At 70.5% G+C, this 14,750-nt stretch carries 13 protein-coding genes and 1 tRNA gene; 1 reads left to right on the forward strand and 13 read right to left on the reverse strand.

Going from position 1 to position 14,750, the window contains the following annotated elements; all coding sequences use genetic code 11:
* Positions 1–46: 46 nt before the first annotated feature.
* The 7 genes from rho to ACZ4Z5_RS00790 form a co-directional block, all read right to left on the reverse strand.
* A complete protein-coding gene (gene rho, locus ACZ4Z5_RS00760; protein WP_468254580.1) occupies positions 47–2,053 on the reverse strand; it encodes a transcription termination factor Rho in 2,007 nt (668 codons plus the stop codon).
* A gap of 417 nt (positions 2,054–2,470) precedes the next feature.
* Positions 2,471–3,388 carry a homoserine kinase gene (gene thrB / locus ACZ4Z5_RS00765; protein ID WP_468254583.1) on the reverse strand — a complete coding sequence of 306 codons (918 nt, stop codon included), beginning with the start codon at positions 3,386–3,388 and terminating at the stop codon, positions 2,471–2,473.
* Between the two features lie 754 nt (positions 3,389–4,142).
* The gene (thrC, locus tag ACZ4Z5_RS00770; RefSeq protein WP_468254586.1) at positions 4,143–5,201 is read right to left on the reverse strand and encodes a threonine synthase; all 1,059 of its coding nucleotides are present in this window, start codon (positions 5,199–5,201) and stop codon (positions 4,143–4,145) included.
* A gap of 6 nt (positions 5,202–5,207) precedes the next feature.
* Complete coding sequence (locus tag ACZ4Z5_RS00775; protein WP_468255498.1) at positions 5,208–6,497, reverse strand: homoserine dehydrogenase; 1,290 nt, start codon at positions 6,495–6,497, stop codon at positions 5,208–5,210.
* Positions 6,498–6,605: 108 nt separating this feature from the next.
* On the reverse strand, positions 6,606–7,997 hold the full coding sequence (gene lysA / locus ACZ4Z5_RS00780) for a diaminopimelate decarboxylase (protein ID WP_468254589.1): 1,392 nt from the start codon (positions 7,995–7,997) through the stop codon (positions 6,606–6,608).
* Between the two features lie 12 nt (positions 7,998–8,009).
* Positions 8,010–9,050 (reverse strand): ArgS-related anticodon-binding protein NrtL, encoded by a 1,041-nt coding sequence (gene nrtL, locus ACZ4Z5_RS00785; RefSeq protein WP_468254593.1) that lies wholly within the window; start codon positions 9,048–9,050, stop codon positions 8,010–8,012.
* 326 nt (positions 9,051–9,376) lie between these two features.
* Positions 9,377–9,889: a response regulator gene (locus ACZ4Z5_RS00790; RefSeq protein ID WP_468254596.1), complete on the reverse strand. Its 513-nt coding sequence runs from the start codon at positions 9,887–9,889 to the stop codon at positions 9,377–9,379.
* 140 nt (positions 9,890–10,029) lie between these two features.
* On the opposite strand from ACZ4Z5_RS00790, the gene ACZ4Z5_RS00795 reads away from it, so the two are divergent.
* A tRNA-Arg gene (locus ACZ4Z5_RS00795) sits at positions 10,030–10,101 on the forward strand.
* Between the two features lie 219 nt (positions 10,102–10,320).
* On the opposite strand, the gene ACZ4Z5_RS00800 is transcribed toward ACZ4Z5_RS00795, so the two are convergent.
* From ACZ4Z5_RS00800 to ACZ4Z5_RS00825, 6 genes are all read right to left on the reverse strand, one after another.
* Complete coding sequence (locus ACZ4Z5_RS00800; protein ID WP_468254599.1) at positions 10,321–11,175, reverse strand: nuclease-related domain-containing protein; 855 nt, start codon at positions 11,173–11,175, stop codon at positions 10,321–10,323.
* 106 nt (positions 11,176–11,281) lie between these two features.
* Positions 11,282–12,655, reverse strand: a complete 1,374-nt coding sequence (locus ACZ4Z5_RS00805; protein WP_468254603.1) for a tyrosine-type recombinase/integrase — start codon at positions 12,653–12,655, stop codon at positions 11,282–11,284.
* Entirely contained in the window at positions 12,652–12,846 is a 195-nt protein-coding gene (locus ACZ4Z5_RS00810; protein WP_361118168.1) for a helix-turn-helix transcriptional regulator, read from the reverse strand. Before ACZ4Z5_RS00810 ends, ACZ4Z5_RS00805 begins: the two co-directional genes overlap by 4 nt.
* Positions 12,822–14,141 carry a replication initiator gene (locus tag ACZ4Z5_RS00815; RefSeq protein WP_468254606.1) on the reverse strand — a complete coding sequence of 440 codons (1,320 nt, stop codon included), beginning with the start codon at positions 14,139–14,141 and terminating at the stop codon, positions 12,822–12,824. The genes ACZ4Z5_RS00810 and ACZ4Z5_RS00815 overlap by 25 nt, the downstream gene beginning before the upstream one ends.
* A gap of 130 nt (positions 14,142–14,271) precedes the next feature.
* The gene (locus ACZ4Z5_RS00820; protein WP_466902300.1) at positions 14,272–14,529 is read right to left on the reverse strand and encodes a SpdD protein; all 258 of its coding nucleotides are present in this window, start codon (positions 14,527–14,529) and stop codon (positions 14,272–14,274) included.
* Between the two features lie 26 nt (positions 14,530–14,555).
* Positions 14,556–14,750, reverse strand: a complete 195-nt coding sequence (locus tag ACZ4Z5_RS00825) for a hypothetical protein (protein WP_037765200.1) — start codon at positions 14,748–14,750, stop codon at positions 14,556–14,558.

Genomic DNA, 14,750 nt, shown 5'->3' on the forward strand with positions numbered 1-14,750 from the left:
ATGTGACGGGGCGGACTTCTCTACGTACGCCGCAAACGGCCGGAAATCAGTCGTTGTTGCCCGGCGCAGGCGTCGTCTTCTGGATCTGGAGCAGGAACTCCGCGTTGGACTTCGTCTGCTTCATCTTGTCCAGGAGCAGCTCGATCGCCTGCTGCTGGTCGAGGGCGTGCAGCACCCGGCGCAGCTTCCAGACGATGTTGAGCTCCTCACCCGCGAGCAGGATCTCCTCCTTGCGGGTGCCGGAGGCGTCCACGTCGACGGCGGGGAAGATCCGCTTGTCGGCGAGCTTCCGGTCGAGCTTGAGCTCCATGTTGCCGGTGCCCTTGAACTCCTCGAAGATCACCTCGTCCATGCGCGAGCCGGTCTCGACCAGCGCGGTGGCCAGGATGGTCAGCGAGCCGCCGTCCTCGATGTTCCGCGCGGCACCGAAGAAGCGCTTCGGCGGGTACAGCGCGGTCGAGTCGACACCACCGGACAGGATGCGGCCGGAGGCGGGAGCCGCGAGGTTGTACGCGCGGCCCAGACGGGTGATGGAGTCCAGCAGGACGACCACGTCGTGACCCAGCTCGACGAGACGCTTGGCGCGCTCGATGGCCAGTTCGGCGACCGTGGTGTGGTCCTCGGCCGGGCGGTCGAAGGTCGAGGAGATGACCTCGCCCTTCACCGACCGCTGCATGTCGGTGACCTCTTCCGGACGCTCGTCGACGAGGACGACCATCAGGTGGCACTCGGGGTTGTTGTGCGTGATGGCGTTGGCGATCGCCTGAAGGATCATGGTCTTGCCGGTCTTCGGCGGGGCCACGATCAGACCGCGCTGGCCCTTGCCGATCGGCGACACCAGGTCGATGATCCGCGTCGACAGCACGCCCGGGTCGGTCTCCAGGCGGAGCCGGTCCTGCGGGTAGAGCGGGGTCAGCTTGTTGAACTCGGGGCGGCCGCGGCCCGATTCGGGGGCCATGCCGTTGACCGAGTCCAGCCGGACGAGCGCGTTGAACTTCTCGCGGCGCTCGCCTTCCTTCGGCTGCCGCACGGCACCAGTGACGTGGTCGCCCTTGCGCAGGCCGTTCTTGCGGACCTGGGCGAGGGACACGTACACGTCGTTCGGGCCGGGGAGGTAGCCGGAGGTCCGGATGAACGCGTAGTTGTCAAGGATGTCCAGAATGCCCGCGACGGGGATCAGGACGTCGTCCTCGGCCAGCTGCGGCTCGCCGGCGAACTCCTCACGGCCGCGACGGCCACGACGGTCGCGGTAGCGGCCGCGACGACCGCGACGGCCGCCCTCGAAGTCGTCCTCGTCCTGCGGGCCGGCGCCCTGGCGCTGCTGGCCGGCACCGCCCTGCGGCTGGCCCTGGCGCTGCTGGCCCCCGGCCTGCTCCTCGCCCTTGCCGCGCTCGCGGCGGTCGCGCTGGCGGTCACGGCGGTCGCCGCGCTCGCCCCGCTCCCGCTGGCCGCGGTCCTGGCGGTCGCGGCGGCCCTCGGCGGTGTCGACGGCGGCCTCGGCCTTGGCCTCGGGCTGCGTCTCGGTCCGGGCCTCGGTCTTGACGTCGGTCTTGACGTCGGTGGCCGTGGCGGCGGACTCGGGGCTGCCCGCGGCGGCAGTGGCCCGGCGCCGGCGGCGCTCGCCGACCGGCTGGTCGTCGCTGGCCGGCTGACCCGGGATGTCGATCTGCTGCTGCTTGACGGCCTTCTCGGCAGCGGGCTCCTCGGCCGTACGGGCCTTGGAGGTGGCGCGGCGCTTCGGCTTGGCCTCGGCCTCGCCTGCGCCGCCTTCGGCGCTCTTGGGCGCGGTGGCGCCGCCTGCGGCCTGGGAGGAGCCCCCAGCGGCCTGCGCTTCCTTGATGACCTCGATCAGCTGGCTCTTGCGCATCCGCGCAGTGCCCCTGATGCCGAGGCCGGACGCGACCTGCTGCAGCTCGGCCAGGACCATGCCCTCGAGGCCGGTGCCGGAGCGGCGGCGCCGTGAGGTGGTGCCAGTGGCAGCACCTGCGGCGGGCGCGGCGGTGTCGACAGTGCTGTCGGCATTCACGCCCATCAGATCGGTGGTGTCGCTCACGAAGGGTCCTTCCCTGGAGCGGACGTCGGCCTGTCTGGCTCGGCGACCGGTTGTGCTGTCCGACTGCGGTCCTAGGCTTGTGGACCGGGTCGGGGCGGTGGTCCGCCGGTTGTGGCGGAGAGATGTACGTGCTGGGTGCCCGGCCCGAGGCCCCCACCTCGGCCCCTCCTGGGAAAAGCATGGGGTTTCGTGCCGGTTCCGGAGCATGCTCGAAACTGCTCAGGCAGGCTGCTCAGGCAGTTTGGGAGGCTCCCGGAAGAATTGGCGGTCCCTGATGGGGACACGAAGCACCGCGCCACGAAGACGTCGGTTGCAGAATTGAGGTTAACACTACCGGCTCCAACAAACATTCCCCCTCTCGTTCACCGGTATGCCGTGTCGGCGTTCCCGACGGCATTCCCGTCCCGGCCCGCCGCCCTACGAACCCAGGGGCAGCACGCTCGCCCCCGCCTCGTCGAGCGTCAGCCGGTTGGCCGCCCATCCGTCGCCCGCCAGCCGGGCGACCTTGTCGGCCGTGCTCTCGTCCGCCAGCGCCAGCACGGTCGGGCCCGCACCGGAGATGACGGCAGGGACGCCGTCGGCCCGCAGCCGGTTGACCAGGGCCGTGCTCTCGGGCATGGCGGGAGCGCGGTATTCCTGGTGCAGCCGGTCCTCGGTGGCCGGCAGCAGCAGCTCGGGGCGCCGGGTGAGGGCCTCGACGAGCAGTGCGGCCCGGCCGGCATTGGCCGCGGCGTCCACATGGGGAACGGTGCGCGGCAGCAGGCCGCGCGCGGTCTCCGTCAGTACGGGCTTACCCGGGACGAAGACCACCGGAACGATGGAATCGGCGGGGTCCATCCTGATGGCCCGGGCGGCACCGCCGTCGGTCCACGCGAGGGTGAAGCCGCCGAGCAGGCAGGCGGCGACGTTGTCGGGGTGACCCTCGATCTCGGTCGCCAGGTCCAGCAGGGCGGCGTCGTCGAGTCTGGTGTCCCCGCCTATGGTCACCGCGCGGGCGGCGACGATGCCGGCGCAGATGGCGGCCGAGGAGGAGCCCAGTCCACGGCCGTGCGGAATGCGGTTGGCGCAGACGACCTCAAGGCCGCGGGGCTGTCCGCCGAGCAGGTCGAAGGCGGTGCGCAGGGAGCGTACGAGCAGGTGGCTCTCGTCCCGTGGAAGCGTCTCGGCGCCCTCGCCCGCGATGTCGATGTGCAGCCCCGAGTCGGCGACGCGGACCACCACGTCGTCGTAGAGCCCCAGCGAGAGGCCGAAGGCGTCGAAGCCCGGGCCGAGGTTGGCGCTGGTGGCGGGGACGCGCACCCGTACGGCGGCGGCGCGGAAGGCTGGACCGGCCATCGCTGTGATGACTCTCCTTGGTGTGACTGCTGGGTTGACGAGACCTTCTCGGCGACTGTGGGGAACCCGTGGGCCGCGACGGCGGCAGCACCGCGGCACATGCGGCGGGGTGGGTGGTCACAGCCTATCGAAGGAAGGTTGAGTGGCGACATAGGGCGCACGAGAGGCGCACGATGCGTGTCGTGTGCCCCCTGTGCTTCCGATGTCAGGGCTTGCTGGTGTTTGACCTCGGGTTTTGCCTTCCGGAGCCCGGCCGCGAGGTCCGGTCCGGGCCCTGTGGGGGCGGGCCTCCGGGCCGGTCGGTGCCGGGTCGGTCGGTGCCGGGGGCGGGGCCGGTCCCGGGGCCGGCTCCGGGGGCTCGGGGCAGGTGCCGGGGCCGGCCTTGGGGCAGGCTCCGGGACCGTTCGCAGCGGACGTATCCCGGCGCCGTACGGAGGCGCCCCGGCGGACGGAAGCGGCGCCTCGGGAACGAGCCCGGACGCGTCCGGAATCCGTCCGGCGTCGGTCCTGTCCGGCCGCTCCCGCCCGGGGAGCGAGGGTCCGTACCGGCGCGGCCCGAAGGTCCGCACCAGCGCCGGAGCCCAAGGTCCTTACCAGCACGGAACCCACGGTCCGTGCCGGCCGGCCCCCGAAGGTCCGAGCCGTCCCGTACCTGCCCTGTCCCGGCCCGGAACGGCTCTGGAGCCGCCCCGGGCGACCGGACACCTCCCCCGGCCCCTCGCCGGAACCGCGACCGGACCCCGACTGCCGGGCCTCAGGCCAAGCCGAGACGTTTCGCCGCGGTGGACGCGTCGACCGGGACCGTGACCGGCTGCGGCGCTCCGGCCACCGCCCAGTCGGGGTCCTTCAGGCCGTTGCCGGTGACCGTGCAGACGATCTTCTGTCCGGGGTCGACCTTGCCCTCCTCGGCGGCCTTGAGTAGACCCGCGACGGAGGCGGCGGAGGCCGGCTCGACGAAGACGCCCTCCTGCGCCGCCAGCAGGCGGTAGGCCGCCAGGATCTGACGGTCGGTCACCTCGTCGATGAGACCACCCGATTCGTCCCGCGCGGCCAGCGCGTACTGCCACGACGCCGGGTTGCCGATGCGGATCGCGGTGGCGATGGTCGACGGTTCCTTGACCACCTCACCGCGCACGATCGGCGCGGAACCGGAGGCCTGGAAGCCCCACATGCGCGGGGTCCGGGTGGCGATCCCGTCCGCGGCGTACTCGGTGTAGCCCTTCCAGTAGGCCGTGATGTTGCCCGCGTTGCCGACCGGCAGCACATGGATGTCCGGCGCGTCGCCCAGCATGTCGACGATCTCGAACGCGGCCGTCTTCTGGCCCTCGATACGCACCGGATTGACCGAATTCACCAGCGCGACCGGGTAGTTGTCGGAAAGCGCGCGGGCGAGCGTCAGACAGTCGTCGAAGTTGCCGTCGACCTGGAGGATCCGTGCGCCGTGCACCAGGGCCTGCCCCATCTTGCCCAGCGCGATCTTGCCCTGCGGCACCAGCACGGCGCTGACCATGCCGGCCCGCACCGCGTACGCGGCGGCGGACGCGGAGGTGTTGCCGGTGGACGCGCAGATGACCGCCTTGGCCCCCTCCTCCTTGGCCCGCGTGATCGCCATGGTCATGCCCCGGTCCTTGAAGGAGCCGGTGGGGTTGGCACCCTCGACCTTGAGGTGGACCTCGCATCCCGTGCGCTCGGAGAGCACCTGCGCGGGTACGAGCGGCGTACCACCCTCACGGAGCGTGACGATCGGCGTCGTGTCCGTGACCGGCAGCCGGTCGCGGTACTCCTCGATGATTCCGCGCCACTGGTGAGTCATTGCTGGTTACTCTCCTTCGACCCGCATGATGCTGGCGACACCGCGCACGGTGTCGAGCTGGCGCAACGCCTCGACGGTCCCGCTGAGGGCGGCGTCGGGCGCGCGATGGGTGACGACGACGAGCGAGGCGTCGCCGTCCTTGCCCTGCTGGCGCACCGTGTCGATGGATACGCCGTGCTCGGCGAAGACCGTAGCGACCTGGGCGAGCACACCCGGTTTGTCGGCCACGTCGAGGCTGATGTGGTACCGCGTGACGACCTCGCCCATCGGGCTCACGGGCAGCCGGGTGTACGCGGACTCGCCGGGGCCGGTGGCCCCCGCGAGCTTGTTGCGGCAGACCGCGACCAGGTCGCCGAGCACCGCCGAGGCGGTCGGCGAGCCGCCGGCGCCGGGGCCGTAGAACATCAGCCGGCCGGACGCCTCGGACTCCACGAAGACCGCGTTGTAGGCCTCGCGGACGGATGCCAGCGGGTGGCTGAGCGGGATCATCGCCGGATGGACGCGGGCGGTGACGGACCGGCCGTCCGCGGCGCGCTCGCAGATGGCGAGCAGCTTGATGGTGCAGCCCATCTCCTTGGCGGAGGCGAAGTCGGCCGCGGTCACCTCGGTCATGCCCTCGCGGTACACGTCGTCGAGGCGCACCCGGGTGTGGAAGGCGATGCCCGCCAGGATGGCGGCCTTCGCGGCGGCGTCGAAGCCCTCGACGTCGGCCGTCGGGTCGGCCTCGGCGTAGCCCAGGGCGGTGGCCTCGTCCAGGGCCTCCTGGTAGCCGGCACCGGTCGAGTCCATCTTGTCGAGGATGAAGTTCGTGGTGCCGTTGACGATGCCGAGGACCCGGTTGACCTTGTCCCCGGCGAGGGACTCGCGGAGCGGGCGGATGAGCGGGATCGCACCGGCGACGGCGGCCTCGTAGTAGAGATCACGGTCGTGCTGCTCGGCCGCGGCGTGCAGTGCGGCACCGTCCTGGGCGAGCAGGGCCTTGTTCGCGGAGACGACGGAGGCGCCGTGCTCGAACGCGGTGGTGATGAGGGAGCGGGCCGGCTCGATACCGCCGATGACCTCGACGACGACGTCGATGTCGCCGCGTTTGACCAGCGCGGTCGCGTCGGTGGTGATCAGCGCGGGGTCGATGCCCTCGCGCACCTTGGAGGGGCGGCGGACGGCCACGCCCGCGAGTTCCACCGGGGCGCCGATACGAGCCGTGAGGTCGTCGGCGTGCGTCGTCATGATGCGCGCCACCTCTGAGCCGACCACTCCACAGCCCAGCAGCGCCACCTTCAGCGGACGCGTACGCATCATCCGACCTCGTTTCTCGTACTTCTGCGTATTTCTACGGTGTGGTCCAGTCTCACGCACCGGACGGCAGTTTCTATCCCCTGTCCGGAACGTGAGACGGTTATTTCATCAGCCGACATCGAGACGCAGGAGATCCTCCTCCGTCTCGCGCCGGACGATCACTCGCGCCTCACCGTCCCGGACGGCGACGACCGGTGGGCGCAGCGCATGGTTGTAATTGCTCGCCATGGAGCGGCAGTACGCCCCGGTGGCGGGCACGGCGAGGAGGTCTCCCGGGGCGAGGTCCGCGGGCAGGAAGGCGTCCTTCACCACGATGTCGCCGCTCTCGCAGTGCTTGCCGACGACGCGCGACAGCATCGGCGCCGCGCCGGAGGTCCGCGAGACCAGGGCGACGCTGTACTCGGCGTCGTACAGGGCCGTACGGATGTTGTCCGACATTCCGCCGTCCACGCTCACGTAGGTGCGCAGACCGTCGAGGGGCTTGATCGTCCCCACCTCGTAGAGGGTGAAGGCGGTCGGACCGACGATGGCACGGCCCGGCTCGACGGAGATCCGGGGCGTCGCGAGCCCCGCGGTCTCGCACTCACGGGTGACGATGTCGGTGAGTGCCTTCGCGATCTCATACGGTTCGCGCGGGTCGTCGTCCGCGGTGTACGCGATGCCGAGGCCGCCGCCGAGGTCGATCTCGGGCAGCTCGACGCCGTGCTCGTCACGGATCGCCTTGAGGAGGCCGACGACACGGTGGGCGGCCACCTCGAAGCCGGAGGTGTCGAAGATCTGCGAGCCGATGTGGCTGTGGATGCCGACGAGCTCCAGCCCGTCCAGCCGCAGCGCACGCCGCACCGCCTCGGCCGCCTGGCCCCCGGCGAGCGCCAGACCGAACTTCTGGTCCTCGTGGGCCGTGGCGATGAACTCGTGGGTGTGGGCCTCGACGCCCACGGTGACCCGGATCAGGACGCGCTGCCGCACGCCGAGGCTCTCCGCGATGTGCGCCACGCGGACGATCTCCTGGAAGGAGTCCAGAACGATGCGTCCGACACCGGCCTGGATCGCCCGCTCGATCTCGTGGACGGACTTGTTGTTGCCGTGGAAGGCGATCCGGTCGGCCGGCATCCCCGCGTCGAGGGCGGTGGTCAGCTCGCCGCCGGAGCACACGTCGAGGTTGAGTCCCTCTTCCTTGAGCCAGCGCACAACCGCCCTGGAGAGGAAGGCCTTTCCGGCGTAGAAGACGTCGGCGTCCGCACCGAAGGCGTCGGCCCAGGCACGGCACCGGGCCCGGAAGTCCGTCTCGTCGAGGAAGTAGGCGGGCGTCCCGAACTCCTGGGCGAGCCGGGTCACTTCGACACCGCCGACGGTGACCACGCCGTTCTCGCCACGGGTGACGGTACGTGACCAGACCTTCTCGTCAAGGGCGTTGAGGTCGGCGGGCGGGGCGACGTAGTGCCCCTCGGGGAGGACATCGGCGTAGCGGGGCCCGGCGGGGTGGGCGGAACGGCTCATGGTGCGTCTCTCTCACAGGTGTTCGGGTGCGCTGATACCGAGCAGGGACAGGCCACCGGCGAGCACCGTCCCGGCGGCTTCGGCGAGGGCGAGCCGGGCGCGGTGGGCGGCCGAGGGTTTCTCGTCGCCGAGGGGCAGCACGGTGTGTGCGACACGTCCGAGGAACGCGTCGGCCGTCGCTTCGAGGTGCCGCGCGAGCCGGTCGGGCGCGCGGTGCCGTGCGGCGGCTTCGAGTACGGCGGGGTGGTCACGGAGCGCGGCAAGCAGGCCGGGCTCGTCGACGGTCTCACCGCAGGCGCCGGAGAACCCCAGGTCATGGGCGTTCCGCGTGAGCGCACGGGTGCGGGCGTGGGCGTACTGCACCCGGAAGAGGGGACTGCTCTCGCGCAGGGCGAGGAGCTCCGGGGTGACACGGACGTGATCGTGGGCGGCCGTGGCGAGGAAGGCCCAGCGGCGGGCGTCCTCCCGGATGCGAGCACTGTCGTCCGGGGCCGGGACGGGGCGGAGCGTCTCGACGTCGGCCGGGTCAGGTGGGAGCCTCTCGACGTCGGCCGGGACGGGGCGGAGCGCCTTCCCGTCGCCTCCTCCGCCGCCGACGACCCCGGCGGTGGCGCCTTGGGCGCGCAGCAGACCGATGACGGTGTCGGTCATCAGCGCGGCGCGCGGATCACGGCCGGCCGTGAAGCGGAACGTCCGGCCGACGAGGGCGTCGGAATGCCCGTAGGCGAGCCCCTGGGTCAGGATCGTCCGTACGAGGACCTCGTGCGTATCGCCCGCGAAGGTGAAGTTCAGGAACCCGGGCCCGGTGATCTCCACCCGCTCCAGGCCGGGGACCTCCCCCATACGGTCCCGCAGCACCACGGCGACATCCCGGGGCGCCCGCCGCGCGGGCCCCGCGAGCTTCAGGGCGACGCCGCTCGCATAGTCCCCGCATCCCCCGGGCCGGGACCGCTCGACCACGACCCGCCCGGGCACCGCCACGTCCAGCACACCCTCGTCGACCGCACGGCGCACGGCGCCCAGCACGGTCAGGGAGAGCTCTGCGGGGGTCACGGGTCAAGCGTATGGGAGAAGGGGGGTGCCTTCGCGAACCGGTTTCGCAATGCGGTCACGGGGCAGGGTCACAGGGGGCCGGCGGGGCGTGCGGGTCCGGGGCTCGGGGAGTCGTCCTGACACGGGCTGACACGAGTCGACGTGGAGCTGGCACGGACGACCTTGCTCGCGGGTGCGCACTCACAGCCTGGGGCCTTGCTCGGCCTTGATCACCTGTAGGACGTCCCCCCATGCAGACGGCACCCCTGCCCGTCACGCGTCTTCACGACCACCCCGCTACCCTCTGAGGCCTTCCCGCTCATATCCCCCAGGGGGCAGGGACGGCCTCAGCCACGGGACCGACCGACCCGGCCGGCCTGTGTTCCCGGCCACCCGTCACGGTCGGAGGGGACCTCGCCGTCCCCCTCCCCCTGCACCACCTTGAGCATCAACTGCCGCACCAACCTGACCAACTCGGCGGGCTCGAAGGGCTTCGCGAGAAACGCGTCGACGCCGGCGGCGAGCCCGCTGTCCAGCTCGTGCTGGGTGCACGCGCTCACGATCGCCACGGGCAGCGCGCGGGTCCGCGGATCCGACCTCAGGCGCTCGGCGGTCCGCAGCCCGTCGAGCCGGGGCATCACCACGTCGAGCGTCACCACGTCGGGACTCACCCGATTGACGACCTCCAGGCACTCGGCACCATCGGCCGCGGTCACGACCTCGAAGCCCTCGAGCTCCAGGTTGACCCTGATCAACTGCCGAATCACCTTGTTGTCGTCGACAACCAGCACCCGGCCGGACACGCCTGACACAACTCGAGCGTAGGTCCGCAACCGCCGCCGCGTCCGGGTTTTGCCCACTTCCACCCCCTGCGGGGGATCCCCGACGGCCCCGGCCGACCGCACCGGATCCCGCCGCCTCCCCTGCCCGGAAATACCTGTTCACGGGCACCCCACCGAAGCTGGTAGGGTTCTACCCGTCGCCACACAGAAGCGACACCGCCCCCGTAGCTCAGGGGATAGAGCAACGGCCTCCGGAGCCGTGTGCGCAGGTTCGAATCCTGCCGGGGGCACCTTGTGTGAGGTGCCCAAAGACCCCGTCACCAGCGGAAACGCTGAGGCCGGGGTCTTCGCGTATGTGCAGGCGTATGCGGCCCGGAGCGGCCGTATGCCGGGGTCCGTGGACGAGGCGTGGACGGGATCTTGAGGCATCGCCGCAGGTAACGTCCGCAAAAGGACGAGGGCCCGCAGTAGCGAGGGGAACGCCCGGCACCACGCTGCGGGGCACGGACTCACGCCTTGCTCCAGGCCTGGCGATGTCGAGCGACGCTGTACACCTGCTCTACCTGCTCGGTGGTCAGCATGCCTGAGAGCGGGGCCAGAGCCGAGACTTGGCGCTCCTGGTACACCCGGACGTCGAGTTGCGTGGCAACCACCTTGAGGTCGGTGACGCCGACAAAGACAAGCACTGGCTCAACCGGCACGGGGAAGTCGCAGTAGCGCTCAAGTACTCGAACGACTCGCTTGGCCTCCGCTCGGCTCTTACGTGCGTAGGGCGCCGGCTTGCCGTGATCGACTTTCACAGAATCGTCGCCGACCCATACAACCTTGTTGTGGTGGTGCTTCGTATTGATGCTGAACACTCCGCCAGGCCCGATCAGCAAATGATCGACATCCACATTGTTGGCCAGCGGGATGGAATGCAGGACCCGCCACCCACGCCGCGCCAAGCGGTGCAGCTCTGCTCCCACTCTCGTCTCCCCCGCCAGGCCCTTACGCCACGAGTCCCACTCCGTGGGGCGCCGCAGAAGCAATGAGACGACTCGCTCGATGAGGCCTGGGCCGGACTCGGCGAGCAGATCACGGAGGGATTCACCGGGACGGTTGGTGGACAGGTCGTCCGCCGGCGTCAGAGGCGGCAGCATCGGGCGGGCTTCAGCCCCAGGCGCCTCCTGTGACGAGACCGGTTCAGGACTGTCCCGTAAGTGGTGTGTCAACGCGGCGATCACATCGTCGCGATACTCGGCGACCAAGACCGTGATGTCCCCCGTCCTCACGTCCGCCCAGCCGACAGCAGTGCCCTCCGGCAGGTTCGCGTACAGGCGATCATGTCCGTACCGCTTCCAGCGCGTGACCTTCAGCTCCACGAGCCCCCCTCGTCTGATCTCCCGTCGAAGCGTTGCAGCGGGTAGGGCTCAAGACGAGAGTGGCCCCGGACAAAGTGCCCGGGGCCTCGGTGGAGTGCAGCGCGCTTCACTCGTATTCGCGAAGTAGGTCCTCGATACGCCGGTTGGCGACGTCCTGCCGCCCGTCGAGGCACTTGGCGTAGCGAGTCAGCAGGACCTCCACGCTGTTGCCGGCGCGCTCGGCCACCTCGGTGGGGTCGACACCGGCGTTGAGCCACGTCGACAGCGCCGAGTGCCGGAGGTCGTACGGTCGACTCGCGAGTGGCGAGGCCGCGACGGCGGGCGAAAGCGCGAGAAGCCGAGCTTCCTGCCACACGCGGTAGTAGGTCGACGACGGGACGACCGAGCCCTTCTCACTGAAGAAGAGCCGTCCGTCGTCCGCCGTGCCGAAGGTGGCCAGGTGATCACGGAGCACGGCGACGAGGTGAGGCGGGATGGGCACCCGCCTCACGTCCTCGGTCGGCCGGTTCTTCAGCCCGCGGTCGTCATGGGTCTCCCCCGAGTCGGTCCACTGCTTGCCGACGGACGGCCTGGTCCGGTGGAGCAGCGCCGAACCCCAGCCCTGCTCGGGAAGCTTCAGGTCCGTCTCGACGAGGCCGACCGCTTCCGCCGGCCGTAAGCCACCGAAGTACATGGCGGCGAACAGACCCACGAGGCGGCGACCCCGGGCACGCCGGTACCCACCCACGTAGGAAACCGCCGCCAGGAGGTTCCGTGCCTGCTCAGGATTGGCGACAACCCGCGGGTCGACCTGGTTGGACACCTTCGGCTTCTGCCAGCGGACAGCCGTGATGGGGTTCTCACGCAGCTCCCCCAGGTCGACGGCGTAGTTCGCGGCGTTGACGAGTGTCCGACGCTTGCGCCGCACGGTCTCCGCCGCTGCCGCCGTGCCGTCAAGCTTGAGCTTCAGCGAGTCGAGGACCGTGCGAGCCGTGGCCGCTTCAGCAAGATCGGCGAGCGGCCGGGATGCCTTGGACACCCAGTGGAGAACGTTCCGCACGTCGTCCGGGACTTCCCGATCATCGGGCCCTGGCAGCACGAAAGCCCAGTTGCGCAGTGCTCTGCGGATGTTCTCGTCGGATGGTCGTCCGGCGCGCTCGTCGAGGAGTTCCAGCGTCACGCTGGTGAGGGCTTCGTTGATGCCGTCCCGTGTATTGGGGGCGGCATGAGGCCATTTCATGGCGAGGTACCTAAGAGCGAAGGCGTACCACGACACGGCCGACTTCTTCTCTTCCATCGAGGCCGGAAGTCCCGACTCCGTGTCGAACTCCTCGCCCTCGCGCATCGCACGCATGAGCTTCGTGCGGTAGTGGTCTGCGAGGGCCTTGGTGCGGAAAGACTCGGAGAACACATTGCCCGCGACGGACCAGCGGACACCGTACGAAGGTGTCTTGGTGTCCCGCTTACGGACTCCCCAGACCTTCACATCGAGAGACTTCACGCCGCCTCCTCCAGCTGTCGCAGCCATGTGTTGAAGTCACTCCGCCAAACCCGCAGCTCTCCGTTGGGCAGCTTGAATGCGGCCGGCCCGTACCCCAGCTCTCGCCAGCGGTAGAACGTCCGACGGGAGACCCCGCCCAGCTCATCCAGGACTTGGCGAACGGTCATCAGCTCGTCGTGACGGGCGTCCATGTCGGTTCTCCTTCCGTTCCGAGGGCGGGTTCGAGGGATGCGGCCAGCCATTGCTCACCGGTGCTGAGGCCGGTTCCGGCAAAGACCCAGTGGGCGAGGACGAGAGTGGTTTCGCCGTCCTGGGGAGCGGCCGTGGCGGCTTGCGCACGGCGCCATTCGGCGCGGGCGTCGCGGAGGGCGCCGAGGGTGGTGGAGTAGCGGCGGGACTTGGTGGAAAAGTGGCCGCGGAATCCGAGCATGTGGGCCCAGGCGCGTAAGCGGAGGTGTTCGAGGTCCTTGCGGGCGCCGAGGGTCCAGGCGGTTCGGATCATGCGGCGGGCGTGGTCGGTGATCCGGGCCTGTGCCAGTTCGGCGAGGAAGCGGATCGGCCGGTCCAGGGTGCCGGTAGCTGTCTCGGCGCCCTTGGTGGCGTACTTGGCGATGTACGCCGCTACAGCCCGATCGGTCAGCTCCTGACCGCTGTCGAAGTCGGCGGAGCGGATGGTGCGCACGTCGAGTTGGCGGCCGAAGGTGAAGGTGTGGGCGCGGCCGTCGATGTCAGGTCCGTTGACGCGTGTGGCGGTGGCGGCGGCATGGATGGCATCGGTCAACAGCTCGGCGGAGGCCCAGGCCGGAGGGGCCGTGTCGCCGCCCTCCGGACCGTCGAGGCGGATGACCGCGTGGAAGTGGACGGCGCCCCGCTTCTGGTACTCGGCGACCTTGGCGAAGGAGACGCGTGCGTGATGCCGAAACGCGCGTTGGGTGAGTCCGGCGCGCTTGGCGATCTCACGGCGCAGGTAGATCGAGAAGCGCCGCCAGAGGGCCCCAGCGTGGGCGTTCCAGAGCACGGCCGCTTCGTAGTCGTACGTGTCCGGGTCGAGGGGCGTGCCGAGGGCCGGGTCTGTGTCGTCGTGCCGAGCACCGCAGCGGCAGGGTCGGCCGCTGGAGGGGCGGTTGTGGACCGGGCCGAAGCTCGGTGCGGTGAGGGTGGCGAAGACGCGCGGGTGCGTGCCGACCTGTGCGGCGGTGCCCTTGCCGCCGCGGAGTCCGGCGGTGATCAGGTGGAAGGTGTCTCGGCGGTAGACCTCCGCGCAGGCCGCGCAGCGGGTGGCACGGCGGTTGTTGCAGCGAACGAGGAGACTTCCGGCGGGCAGGGAGGACGAGTCGAGGTGGTGGAGGACGCGCCCGATCTCTCCGGTGGTCCGGTCGACCGCGTACTCGGTGCGGTGGCCGTCGAGGCGCACGGGGTTGGTGCAGCCGCCCAGGCCGGAGAGTTGGCGGGCCAGCTCGGGCATGGTGCCGAGGGAGGCCAGCATGGAGAGTTCCGCCAGTGGGGGCGGAGTCTGCCGGGTGATGATGGGTCTTCCTTTCGGCTGTTTCGGCGGTTGGGAGGTACGGCCCCGGGGCGGCGGGATGCTTGGCGGCGTTTGCCGCCCCGGCGGCCGGTCAGCGCCTGTTGGCGCCGGTGATGAGGGAGCGCAGGACCACGGCGGCGATGGCCACGGAGACGGCCGAGACGGCGACCGCCGCCAGGAGCGCGGTGAGGACGACGCCGACGACGACCACGGCGGCGACCGCACCGGCGCCGACCCCGACGAACGGGGCGACCGAGCGGCCGGCGGAAGGAACCGGGGCGTGATCCTGCGGGATGTGGGTGGTGATGCTCGGGACGTGCGGGGTGTCGGGCAGTTTGGGGCGGAACATCGCGGGACTCCTTGTCGGTCGGGGTGTCATTCGTGGGTGCCGTTGACGACGTCGACCCCGGTGCGGGTGCCGGACTCGATGGCCGGGGCGAGGATGGTGTGCGAGAGCCAGAAGCCGAACAGTGCGATCACGACGGCGACCCAGAGGCGGATGCCGAGGAACTTGATCGCGGCCCAGGCGATGACGCCCAGGACGAAGACGAGTGGCAGCGAGACGGTCAC

The sequence above is a fragment of the Streptomyces sp. NPDC030222 genome (assembly GCF_055573115.1).

Coding starts and splice junctions, on each gene's coding strand:
- thrC (WP_468254586.1), bottom strand. CDS start 5,201: ATGACTCACCAGTGGCGCGGAATCATCGAGGAGTACCGCGACCGGCTG.
- lysA (WP_468254589.1), bottom strand. CDS start 7,997: ATGAGCCGTTCCGCCCACCCCGCCGGGCCCCGCTACGCCGATGTCCTC.
- thrB (WP_468254583.1), bottom strand. CDS start 3,388: ATGGCCGGTCCAGCCTTCCGCGCCGCCGCCGTACGGGTGCGCGTCCCC.
- ACZ4Z5_RS00815 (WP_468254606.1), bottom strand. CDS start 14,141: ATGCTGGCCTCCCTCGGCACCATGCCCGAGCTGGCCCGCCAACTCTCC.
- ACZ4Z5_RS00820 (WP_466902300.1), bottom strand. CDS start 14,529: ATGTTCCGCCCCAAACTGCCCGACACCCCGCACGTCCCGAGCATCACC.
- ACZ4Z5_RS00775 (WP_468255498.1), bottom strand. CDS start 6,497: ATGCGTACGCGTCCGCTGAAGGTGGCGCTGCTGGGCTGTGGAGTGGTC.
- ACZ4Z5_RS00810 (WP_361118168.1), bottom strand. CDS start 12,846: ATGGACGCCCGTCACGACGAGCTGATGACCGTTCGCCAAGTCCTGGAT.